The organism is Thermodesulfobacteriota bacterium, from assembly GCA_040755095.1.
In the GTDB taxonomy this organism is placed as follows: Bacteria; Desulfobacterota; Desulfobulbia; order Desulfobulbales; family JBFMBH01; genus JBFMBH01.
Genome location: JBFMBH010000131.1, coordinates 1 through 12,187, shown reverse-complemented (window position 1 = coordinate 12,187; position 12,187 = coordinate 1). Strand labels below are relative to the sequence as shown.

Annotated in this window: 6 protein-coding genes; all 6 read left to right on the top strand. The window is 67.3% G+C overall.

Translation table 11 applies throughout. From position 1 onward, the window contains the following. Positions 1-2,238: FG-GAP-like repeat-containing protein (locus AB1634_16080; protein MEW6221032.1), on the top strand; the 2,238-nt coding region annotated here is incomplete at its 5' end. 167 nt (positions 2,239-2,405) lie between these two features. Next, the gene (locus AB1634_16075) at positions 2,406-3,551 is read left to right on the top strand and encodes a DUF1566 domain-containing protein (GenBank protein ID MEW6221031.1); all 1,146 of its coding nucleotides are present in this window, start codon (positions 2,406-2,408) and stop codon (positions 3,549-3,551) included. A 256-nt stretch (positions 3,552-3,807) separates the two neighbouring features. After that, on the top strand, positions 3,808-5,286 hold the full coding sequence (locus AB1634_16070) for a DUF1566 domain-containing protein (GenBank protein ID MEW6221030.1): 1,479 nt from the start codon (positions 3,808-3,810) through the stop codon (positions 5,284-5,286). A gap of 242 nt (positions 5,287-5,528) precedes the next feature. Next, positions 5,529-8,726: an exodeoxyribonuclease V subunit gamma gene (gene recC, locus AB1634_16065; protein MEW6221029.1), complete on the top strand. Its 3,198-nt coding sequence runs from the start codon at positions 5,529-5,531 to the stop codon at positions 8,724-8,726. Between the two features lie 145 nt (positions 8,727-8,871). Next, positions 8,872-10,155, top strand: coding sequence for an ATP-binding protein (locus tag AB1634_16060; GenBank protein MEW6221028.1), 1,284 nt, complete (start codon positions 8,872-8,874; stop codon positions 10,153-10,155). Continuing rightward, a complete protein-coding gene (locus AB1634_16055) occupies positions 10,152-12,116 on the top strand; it encodes an RNA-binding domain-containing protein (GenBank protein MEW6221027.1) in 1,965 nt (654 codons plus the stop codon). The genes AB1634_16060 and AB1634_16055 overlap by 4 nt, the downstream gene beginning before the upstream one ends. Positions 12,117-12,187 lie beyond the last annotated feature (71 nt).

The window sequence follows — 12,187 nt, the reverse complement described above, 5'->3', positions numbered from 1 at the left end:
TTCGGGTTCGACAATGGTCAGACCGGCGAGGGACGCGCCTTTCTCTACCTGGGCGGGTCCGCGGGCCTGGCGGCGAGTCCGGCCTGGACAGCGGAGTCGAACCAGGCGGGTGCGGTGTTCGGTTGGTCAGTTGCCACGGCCGGGGATGTGAACGGCGACGGATTCAGCGATGTCATAGTCGGGGCCTTCGGGTTCGACAATGGTCAGACCGACGAGGGACGCGCCTTTCTCTACCTGGGCGGGCCAATGGGCCTGGCACCGAATCCGGGCTGGATCTACGAGTCGAACCAGCATGATGCGAGGTTCGGTGGGTCAGTTGCCACAGCCGGGGATGTTGACGGCGACGGCTACAGCGATGTGGTTATCGGGGCGGAGATGTTCCGCTACGTGGGCTACTACGAGGACTACAAGGGCAGGGCCGATGTCAGGTACGGCCCGCATTTGAGTGGAGGGAGGGGGTTGTTACCAGAGCCGCCCCAGGGGAGTGCAAGCTTCGGTTCTTCAGTGGCCGCGGCCGGAGACGTGAACGGCGACGGCTACAGCGACGTTATCGTCAGTGATCCCTCCTTTGACAACGACGCGCCCGAAGCCGGCCGCGTTCATGTCTACTTGGGTCCGTTTTTGACGAATCCGGCCTGGACCGCGGAAGGGAAGCAGCCTGGCGCGTACCTCGGTGCTTCTGTGGCCACGGCCGGTGATGTCAACGGCGACAGCTACAGCGATGTCATCGTCGGGGGGAGCGACGGCGCATGTCTCTATCTGGGCGGGCCCGCGGGCCTGGCGGCGAGTCCGGCCTGGACCGCAGGGTCGAATCAGGGAGCGATAGTGGCCACGGCCGGTGATGTCAACGGCGACGGCTACAGCGATGTCATCGTCGGGCTACACCGCTCCGACAACGGCGGGACCGACGCCGGCCGCGCCTGTCTCTATCTGGGCGGGCCTACAGGCCTCGCGGTAAGTCCGGCCTGGACGGTGGAAGGGGGTCAGCCTGGCGCATATTTTGGTGGTTCAGTGGCCACGGCCGGTGATGTCAACGGCGATGGCTACAGCGACGTGGTCATAGGCGCCCCCTACTTCAACAACGGCGAGCCTTACGGGGGCCGCGCCTATCTCTATCTGGGCGGGCCAACAGGCCTTGCGGCGAGTCCGGCCTGGACCGCGGAGTCGAATCAGGCCGACGAGAATTTCGGTTGGTCAGTGGCCACGGCCGGTGATGTGAACGGCGATGGCTACAACGATGTCATCGTCGGGGCACCCCGTTTCGATAGCAACGAAACAGACGAGGGCCGGGCGTATCTCTATCTGGGTGGGCCCACAGGCCTCACGACGAGTCCGGCCTGGACCGCGGAGTCGAATCAGGCTGACGCGAACTTCGGTTGGTCAGTGGCCACTGCTGGTGACGTGAACGCCGATGGGTACAGCGACGTCATCGTAGGGGCCGTCTCTTTCGACAACGGTGAGCTTGACGAGGGGCGCGCCGTTGTCTTTTTCGGCAATGATGGTGTGGGCATGGACTTTGTCCCAAGACAGCTGACCGCGGACCGGAGCGGTCCGGTTGCCTCCCTGGGCAGGCCGGGCGCTGCTGACTCCTTCTCCTTGGAAATGCTCGGCAAGACCCCTTTCGGCCGGGGCAAGGTGAAGCTCGAATGGGAAGTGAAGCCCCAGGGTGTCCTTCTCGATGGCGCCTTCACCCAGAAGAGCGCCACATGGGTCGACACCGGCACTGCTGGAGCCCTGCTCCAGCAGTTGGTCACCGGCCTTGCCGAGAACATTCTCTACCATTGGCGGGCGCGACTCGTCTACCACCCCGGCTCCTCGCCCTTCCTGCAGCACAGCCGCTGGCTCAGCCCGGCTGCAAACGGTCTCCAGGAAGGGGACGTCAGGACCGGGACGAACTCCGACTCCGACGGCGACGGTCTCACCGATTCTCTGGAAATCGCTGCCGGCACTAGTCCCTTCGACGCGGACACGGATAACGATGGCCTGTCTGACGGAGGGGAAGATACCAACCATAACGGGATACGGAATCCAGACGAGACCGACCCCCGTACCCCGGAGACCGACGGCGATGGCTACACCGACGGTGAAGAAGTACGAGTAGGTACCGACCCGCTTGATCCGGGCTCCATTCCGCCGCCCGTCCCAGCCATGGGTCCATGGGCCCTCCTGGCAGCCAGCCTGATCCTCGGCGGACTGGGCGTGAAGGGTTCCAAAGCTCGCGGATCTTGCCCGAGCTGAGCTTATCGCCTTCCAGACGATCCAGCGGTTTCTTGAGTGCTTGAGTGCGCCGGCGTGCGAAACTGCAAAGCCTGATCGGCCTGGTCACGGATCGCTCGACGGTCTCTCGCCTGGGCGTGAAGGTGAGGGGGGTAGTAAGCATGAACGGTGTGCGAGAGGGGTGCTCCATGGGACTGGATCGTTTTCGGAGGTTGTCGAAGCTCATTGGTCTGGGGACGACGTTGGTCATCGTCCTCCAGAGGGCCATGGTGGTGGCGGGGTCGGTACCGGATACGGGGCAGACCACATGTTACAACCACAAGGAGGAGATCCCGTGCCCCGAGCCGGGTCAAGCGTACTCCGGCCAGGACGGCAGCCACGTGGACGTGGGTTGGCCATCCTACACCAGGCTGAACCAGAACGGGAATCCGTTGCACGAGGGTGAGGCAGGCAACTGGATCATGACCCGAGACAATGTGACCCACCTCGTCTGGGAGGTCAAGACCGACGACGGAGGCATCCACGACAAGGACAACACCTACTCCTGGTGTGACACGCGGGAGGCCACCAATGGGGGGGACCAGGGGGCCTGCGGATATGGCCATGACACCGAGGCCTTTGTCGCCGCCCTGAACGAAGCCCGTTTCGGGGGCTTTACCGACTGGCGGCTGCCGACCCGAGAGGAGCTGCGGTCCATCGTGGACTACGGAGCAGACGTTCCTGCCATCTCTACAGCCTTCTTCCCAAACACCTCGACCGATTACTGGACGTCCAGTCCTTTTGCCGGCTACCGGCACAGCGCATGGCTGGTAGGCGGGAGGGGCGACGGCTACGACTACAAGTCCAGCGCCTTCCACGCCCGCGCTGTGAGGAGTGATGATCCGGCCCCAGCTTCGACCGGGCTCGTCGTCAACCCGGAGGGCACCACCGTGACCGACACGCGCACGGGTCTCGTGTGGCAACGGAACCTGGCCAGGGACGAGTGTGGTCGCCTGCAGACGTGGACCTGGGGGAGGGCTCTCGCGTACTGCGAGGACCCGGATCTGGCCGGGGTGGGTTGGCGGCTGCCCACCGTCAAGGAGCTGGCCTCCTTGGTGGATCTGAGCCGGTACGGTCCGGCCATCGATGAATCGGTGTTCCCGGATACGCCGTCCACCTTCTTCTGGTCATCCACGACCGGAGCCGAAGACCCGAATGACGCATGGGTGGTCGGGTTTCAAACCGGAGCCACAAGCCACGATGACAAGTCCAACATCTACCATGTGCGCTGCGTGCGCGACTCCGTGTCCCCAGCGAGCGGATCACGAGGGGGAAGGGCAGCTGCTGGACGGTGACGCCTGTAGCGCCCTGGGGGTTGGCTCGGCCAGGCCGGGGGGCCAGCCGATGATGACCGTTGTGCAAAGGGGATCCGCCATGAGACAAGCTAGCGTAAGGAAGCTGTTGCGGCCTGTTGGCTTGGGGCTAGCGTTGGCCGTGGCTTGCGGGGCGAGCACAGGGTTGGCCGGGCTGGTGCCGGATACTGGGCAGACCCAGTGCTATGGCTTCAACGAAGACCCCAGCAAGGCCCTCGATGGCCGGGACTGGAAAGAGATGAATGGATGTCCCCAACCTGGGCAACCCAGGAATCCGCTCTTCGGCCAGGACGGCAACTACACCACTGACCCCAAGGACCCCGACGACCCCAAGAAGCTGCTGCCACGGTACCAAGTGTCTGGCGATGGCACGATTGCAGATGAGATCACAGGTCTCCTCTGGGAGGTGAGAACCGACGACGAGAAGGACTGGAATGAAGCCGGGGACCTCATCGCCACCCTGAACGTGGAATCGTGTTCCGGCGAGTATTGCGGCTGGCGGCTGCCGACCCGGAAGGAGCTCCTGTTCATTGTGGACTTCGGCAAGGTCTCTCCGCCGACCATCGATGCGAGGTTCACGAGCACCGCGTCGGCTGGATACTGGACGTCCAACGATTTCGCCTCCGATCCCGGCGACGCATGGATTGTGCGGTTCGACACCGGGGAGGCGGTAAGCGCCCACAAGTCCGAGAAGCACCACGTGCTCGCTGTGCGGAGCGCTCAGCCCCCCGCTGCTGACTGCAACAACCTGGTCGACAGCCAGGACGGCACGGTGACTGACCGGTGCACGGGGCTCATGTGGCAACAGCCCATTGCCGAAGCGCGCCGGATCTGGCGGGATGCCCTGAGCTACGCCGATGGCTTGGAGCTGGCTGCCTGCACCGATTGGCGAGTGCCTACCATCAAGGAGCTGGAGTCCATCGTTGCCTTGGACAGGCACGACCCGGCGATGGATACGGGTGGCTTTCCCTGCGCCCGCTCGCACAGCATCTGGTCTTCCACGACCGACGCCGGCAACCCTGGCCATGCGTGGCGCATGAGCTTCGGCGACGGCTACCCTTACAGCGGAGACAAGCTGAACGTCTTCTCCGTGCGGGCCGTACGGACACTGGCCCCCTTGCACGTGTCGGCCCTGGACCCGACGGCAGGTCCGGCCGGCGGCGGTACGGTAGTGACGTTGACCGGCACCGGCTTTGGCAGCAGGCAGGGCACGGGCTCGGTCAGCTTGGGCAGCAGCCAGGGAGAGAGCTCAGAGACGCAGGCCACAGTCGCCTCCTGGGCCGAATGCCAGATCGTCTGCACCGTCCCTGCCCACGACCCCGGTGCCGTGAGCGTGACCGTGACAAACGACGACGGCGCCTCCTTCACAACCAAGCCCGAGACGCCAGCTTTCACGTATACCGCCGACGACGCGCCAGAAGCACCAAGCAGCCCAGGTACGGCGCGCCCCGGTCCGCCGGCAGCACCGGTCCTTGAGATGGCAGCCTCCGGTCGCCAGATCACCTTGTCCTGGGCCCCGGTGGACAATGCCACCGGCTACAACCTGATCCTCGCCATCTATCCTCGACCCCGCAGGGTCTTCCCGGTGCGCCTGGGCAACATCAACGAGGTCAGCTTCACCCTGCCCAAGGGCCTCGCTGTCTCCTTCCTGCTGCAGGCTGCCAACCCCTCGGGCTCCAGCGCGGTGAGCAATCCGGTGACGGTACCCCTTCGCTGAGCGGCGATCGCTGGCGATCCGCAAACCGGTTATCCAGGGAGGCCGTGGCAGGGAAGCGCTGCCCGCCCGCCTACCGTCTGCCTTCTTCCTGTCCTTCCTGCCCCCCTTCTTTCGCCCGGGCCACAGGCCTGGAAGCTGCGCTCCTCCTGCGGCCCGGGGCCTTTTCATTTGCTTCCGGCTCAGGTAAGAAGGACTGGCTCCATCGTCCACCTGCCGGTACGGAGGCCGGTCTGCCCCAGCCCATGCTCGTCGTCCATACCAGCAACCGCCTGGAGAGACTGCTCGACCGCCTGGCTGATCTCCTCACCGGGCCCGGCGATCCCTTGGCGCCGGCCACTGTGCTGGTGCAGAGCCAGGGCATGGCCCGCTGGCTGGCGCTGCGGCTCGCCGAGCGGCTGGGGATCGCGGCCCATCTCGACTGCCCGTTTCCGTCCGCCTTCATCTGGCGCCTCATCCGAAGCCTCTCGCCCGGGCTGCCGGAAATCTCCGCCTTTTCTCCTGCAGTGCTCCGCTGGGCGATCCTGGACGAATTCCCCCGGCTGCCCCAGGACGGCCCGTTTGCCGAGCTTCTCGGCTATCTGGCCGCCGACGACCTGCCGGCCCGCTCCTTCCAGCTGGCCGAGCGGCTGGCCGATCTGTTTGACCGCTATCTGGCCTTCCGGCCGGACTGGATCAAGGCCTGGTCGGCAGGCGCCGCGCCGGACGACTGGCAGGCCCAGCTGTGGCGGCGCCTCTCGGACCGGTTCGGGGACCAGCACCGGGCGGCGCTCCAGGATCGGCTGCTGGCCCACCTCGGGCAGGAGGGGGCCGCCGGCGGGCTGCCGCTTCCGGAGCGGATCTGCCTGTTCGGCATTCCGACCTTGCCGCCGATCCAGATGGAGATCCTCCGGCGCCTGGCCGAGCGCGTGGAGGTGATCTTCTTCCTCCTCTCCCCCTGCCAGGAATACTGGCTGGACGCCACCGGCCACCCCCTCCTGGCCAGTCTCGGCCGCACCGGCCGGGAGCTCCGCGCCCTTCTTCTGGCCGCCGATGCCCACGAGGAGGAGAGCTATGAGCCACCGCCGGCCGGCACCCTCCTGGCCGTCCTGCAGCGGGATCTGCTCGCCGGCGGGCCCGTTGGGGAGGATCCGGCCCCGCCCTGGTCTCTCCCTCCCGACGACCGCTCGGTCCAGATCCATGCCGCTCCCAGCCCGCTGCGGGAGGTGGAGATCCTCCACGGCCGGCTCTGGGATCTCTTCCGGCAGGACCCCTCTTTGGCCCCGAAGGACATCCTGGTCATGGTGCCCGAGATCGGGGTGTACGCGCCAGCCATCGAGGCGGTATTCGGCAGCGGCCCTGCGGAGGAGCGGATCCCCTATTCCATCGCCGACCAGGGGGCTGCGGCGACCGGCCCCACCGTCCGGGCGGTGCTGGAGCTTCTTCGCCTCCCCTCCGGCCGCATGCCGGCCAGCGCCGTGCTGGCGCTCCTGGATGTCCCAGCAGTGGCGCGCCGGTTCCGGCTGGAGGAGGCGGATCGGGGCGTGGTGCGGGGCTGGCTGGCGGAGGCCGGGCTGCACTGGGGCCTCGACGGTGCGCACCGGGCCGGGCTCGGTCTGCCGGACCAGGAACGGGGCACCTTGCAGCACAGCCTGGACCGGCTGCTTCTGGGCTTTGCCCTGGAGGAGGACGAGACGGGCGCTCGCTGGCGAGGCATCCTGCCCTGCAACGCCGCGGCAGCCGGCCATGGCGCGCTTCTGGGAAGCCTGGCCAGCTTTCTGGCCGCCTTGCGCCAGCTGGCCCGGGAGGCGGCCCGGCCGCGGCTGCTGGCTGCCTGGCGCCATTTCGTGCTGCAGGCCCTGGAGGATTTCTTTGCCCCGGAGGGCGATGCGGAGGACGAGCTGGCGGCGGTGCGCGAGGCCATGGATGAGCTGGCCCAGGCGGGTGTGGCGGCGGCCTGCGGCCTGGCGCTGCCGCTGGAGACGGTGCTGGCGGCCCTGGCCGGGGCTTTGGCGGCCAGCGCCCCGCAGGGCAGCTTCCTGTGCGGCCGGGTCACCTTCTGCCAGCTGGTGCCCATGCGCAGCATCCCGTTCCGGGTGATCTGCCTTCTGAGCATGAACGACGGCGATTTTCCCCGAGCCGACCGGCCGCCTGCCTTCGACCGCCTGGCCAGAGAGCCCCGGCCCGGCGACCGCTCCCGCCGCGACGACGACCGTTATCTCTTTCTGGAAACCCTGGTCTCGGCCCGGGATGTCCTGTATCTGAGCTATGTGGGCCTCGATGAGCGGGACAACACCTTGCGGCCGCCCGCTGTCCTGGTGACCGAGCTGGTCGCCCATCTCGGCCTTTTGACCGGCCTAAGCCCAGAGGCCATGGAGCGGCGTCTCGTCACCCAGCACCCCCTGCAGCCGATCAGCCCGCGCCTCTTCGCCGGACAGCCGGAGCTGTGGAGCGTCAGCCGGGAGGCCCGGGCCGCGGCCCAGGCCCTCGCCGGCGGCGGCCGCCCCTGGCCCGGCATCTTCGCCCAGGATGCCCTGCCGGCGCCCGAGGACCCGTACCCGCTGCCGGTGCCCGAGCTCTTCCGCCTCTTGTGCCATCCGGTGCGCTTCCTCCTTGCGACCCGGCTCGGCCTCGACCTGACCCTCCGGGAGGATCCGCTGGCCGACCGGGAGGCCTTCCACCTCGCCGGCCTGGCCCGCTACCAGCTGGCCGACCACCTGCTGGCGGCGCGGGAGCGCGGCCTGCCGCCGGCAGCGCTCCTGGCCCGGGAGAAGGAGCAGGGCAGCCTGCCCCAGGGCGCCTACGGCCGGAGCGCCTTTTTTGCCGTGGCGGCCGAGATCGATCGGATGACCGGCTTTCTCGACCGCCTGCGCCAGGGTGGACCCCGGCCGGATCTGCCCGTGGATCTGGACCTGGGATCCATCACCGTCACCGGCAGCCTGGGCAGCCTGTGGCAGCAGGGCCTGCTGGCAAGCCGGCCGGTGTGCCTGGCCCGCCGCACCCTGGCAGACCGGGTGCGCTTCTGGCTCGGCCATCTTCTGGCCAACGCCGTTGGCGGCGGGATCAACTCCTTCTTCGTCGGCCTGGACGGGGTGGTCCGACTGCCGGCCGTGGAGGACGCCCGCCAGCGGCTGCATGGGCTTGCCGCCATGGCCCGCGCTGCCCTTGGCCGGCCGCTGCCGCTTCTGCCCAAGGCCTCCTTGCGCTACCTGGAGGCCGTGGCCACCGCCGGCAAAGGGCCGCCGCTGCCGCTGGCCGCGCGGCGTCCGCCGGCCCTGGAGCTGGCAGCCCTGGTCTGGCAGGAAGGGGGCTACGGCCAGGAGCCGGAGCGGAATGAGCCCTGGCTGCGCCTGGCCTTCGGCGACCAGGAGCCGGTGCTGGACCATCCCGAGGATCCCCTGGGCTTCGCCACCCTGGCCGAGGCCCTGCTCCTGGAGGCTTTCACCCTGGAGGAAAAGGGGTGAGCGTCGCGGGACGCTGCGGTTCCGGTGTATAAGAAGGGTCGCGCACTTCGGGCGGCCCGAGGTCATGACCCAGCCCTGCCGTCTGCCGGCGGTCTCTGGGGGAGAGCGGACCCGGCTGCCACGTCTGTCCAACGGGGGATGATCGATGATCACACTGCTTGAGGCCTTGAACTACCGCTGCCTGCGCCATGTGGCCCGCCCTTTGGGGCCGTTCCACGTCCTGGTCGGCCCCAATGCCTCCGGCAAGACGACCTTTCTTGACGTGGTCGGCTTCCTGCGGGACCTGCTCGCCGAGGGTCTGGAAGGGGCGCTGATGCACCGAGCCGCCAATCCGGAGGAGCTTCTGTTCCGCCGCCAGGGCGATGGGCTGGAGCTGGCGATCGAGATGCGGATCCCCGCCGCGCTGCGGGACAAGACCGCGAGACCGGAGCTGGATACGGCGCGCTATGAGGTAGCCATCGGCTTCGATGAAGGCAGACGACTCTTCGAGGTCAAGACGGAGAAGCTCTTGCTCAAGAGGTCCAAGGCCCAAGAGGCGACCCAACGCCCGCTTTTCCCCATGCCTCACGATCCGCCGGCGTCGCTTGCGACCCCCAAGGGCCGCCGGGACATGAAGATCGTGGTGCACAAGGTCCCCGGCGGTAACGACAACTTCTACAGCGAGACCTACGGTCAGCCCGGCAAGGGCTGGACCCCCTCGTTCAAGCTTGGGCCCCAACGATCCGCCCTGGGCAATCTGCCGGCAGAGGAAAGGGCCTTTCCCGTGGCCATGTGGCTCCGGGAACAGCTGAGCAGCGGTGTGCAGCAGATCATGCTCAACAGCCTCAGGCTCAGAGAGCCCAGCCCGCCGACCAGGATGAAAGGATTCCTGCCGGATGGCTCCAATCTGCCCTGGGTCATCGCCCGGCTGCGGCGGGAGGACAGGACGAGGTTCGACAGCTGGATCAAGCACCTCCGGACGGCACTGGATGATCTTGAGGACATCACGACCGTCGAGCGGCCCGAGGACAAGCATTGCTATCTGGTCTACAAGTATCGCGGCAGTCTTGAGGTGCCTTCCTGGCTGGCCTCCGACGGCACCCTTCGGCTCACGGCCCTCACCCTGCCCGCGTATCTGGTCGATCTCCAGGGAATCTATCTTATCGAAGAGCCCGAGAATGGCATCCACCCCCGGGCTGTGGCGACCATGTACGACTCCCTGTCCTCGGTATACGCGGCCCAGGTTCTCCTGGCCACCCACTCACCGGTGGTGCTCAGTGCGGCCCGGATGGAGGATGTCCTGTGCTTTGCCAAGAACGACGATGGCTCGACCGATATCGTCCTCGGCTCAGAGCATCCGAGGCTGGCGGCCTGGCATGGCGAGGCCGATCTCGGCACCCTTCTGGCGGCAGGAGTGCTGGGCGGAGCAGAGAGGAGGCTCTTGATGTGACCTCGTATCTACCCATTGGCATTGAAGAACTGCTCTCGGGCGCGGTCGAGGGCACCCGTCTGGAGCTCAAGGCAACCTGGGAGCCGGAGCATACCGGCTGGCAGATCGTCAAGACCTTGTGCGCCTTTGCCAACGACCTCCAGAACCTGAACGGCGGCTATGTCGTCGTGGGGGTCACCGAGGCGGAGGGCGTCGCCGTCCGGCCAGTGAAGGGCGTGCCCGCCCACCAGCTCGAAGCCGCGCAGAAGTGGATTCGCGGGCATTGCAACCGGATCGAGCCGGTGTACATGCCCGTGATGGACACCCCGGAGGTGGACGGCCAGAGGGTTCTGGTGCTGTGGGCGCCCGCTTCCGACAATCGCCCCCACCAGGCGCCCGATGGCCCCACTGGCCAACGGCAATTCTGGGTCCGCCTCGGCGGTGAATCGGTCGCCGCCCGGGAGGAGATCCTCACCCGCCTGCTCCAGCAGACTGCGAGGATCCCGTTCGACGACCGGCGGGCTTTCGGGGCCACGAGCAACGATCTGCGGGTCGCCCTCGCCCGGGAGTTCCTGCACGACGTCCGCAGCGATCTGGCGCACGAGCCGGACGCGGAAAGGATCTACGCGGGCATGCGGCTGACTCGGCCGCAAAATGGACAGACCGCGCCACGCAACGTGGGCCTGTTGTTTTTCAGCGACGACCCGCAGCGGTGGCTGCGGGGGGCTCGCATCGAGGTCGTCCAGTTCGCCGATGATGCCGGCGGCAACACCATCGAGGAGAAGGTCTTCCTGGGGCCGCTGCACCATCAGATCCGCCAGTGCCTCACTTGGCTTGACAACCTGACCACAAGACATCTGCAGAAAGAGAAGGGCCTGCCGGAAGCCAGGGGCTGGGTGAGCTATCCCTCTTCGGCCATGCGGGAGGCCCTGGTGAATGCCGTCTACCATCGCAGCTACGAGGATGCCCCCGAGCCAACCAAGGTCTACCTGTACCCGGACCGGGCAGAGGTGATCAGCTATCCTGGCCCCGTGGACGGCATCGAACGGGAGCACTTCGGCAGCGAGCGTCCCCTCCCACCGGTCCCGGCCCGCAACCGGCGGATCGGCGAGCTGTTGAAGGAGCTGCGCCTGGCAGAGGGGCGGGGCACCGGCATCCCCAAGATCTTCCGGAGCATGCGGGATAACGGCTCTCCTCCACCCCAGTTCGACTTTGACCCTGGACGCACCTATTTCCGGGTTACCCTGCCGGCGCATCCGGAATACCTGGCCCTCATGGCCTTGCGAAACTTCGCGTACAGGAAGGCCACCGGAGACGAGCAAGGCGCGTTGCGTGGCCTTCTGGAGGCCTACGACAAACGCCGGACCTCGGTCTCCCTGGCCACAGCACTGGTGAAGGCTCAGGCCGAAAAAGGGGACCTCGTGGCCGCCAGGCGTGTCGTCGACGAATTCCCGGAGGCGAGCCTGCCGGCCTTCAGCCGGGTGTTGGCCGCCCTGGCCACGGCCCTCATGGATGCGAAGCAGGAGGTGGAGGCCCGGGCTGTTCTCGACCGCCTTCCCGAGCTGCTGAGCGCCCAGGATGCCTTTGACGCTGCCATAGCCGAGCGCCGGGCCGGGCGGCAGCAGCGCGCCCATCGCTATTTTCAGGCCGCCGGCGACCTCGTCTTCTTCGACGTGCGGGCCCTGCACGAATTCGCGCAGACGAAGATACGCCTCACCGGGGAGCTCAGCCGGAGCCGCCAGCCCGAGGATCGCCAGGCACGGCATCGCCTGCTTCAGGAGGCGGCCACCTACCTGGAGAGGGTCCTGCAGATGGACGCGCCCGACCTGCGTCACGCCTGGGCCTGGTATGACCTGGGTCGGGTCCGGCGCTGGCTGAAGCGGCCGAGAAGCGAGGTGGTGGAGGCCTTGGCCCGGGCCAAGGAGCTGGCGCCCGGTGAGACGCGCTTCGTGCTGGAGCTTAAAGCGGCCCTGTCGCGATGACGGGGGCCGGAATGAGGTGGCCCTGCAGCAGCGAGGGGAGTCCCATGACAACACAAACGGAGAAGCCATGA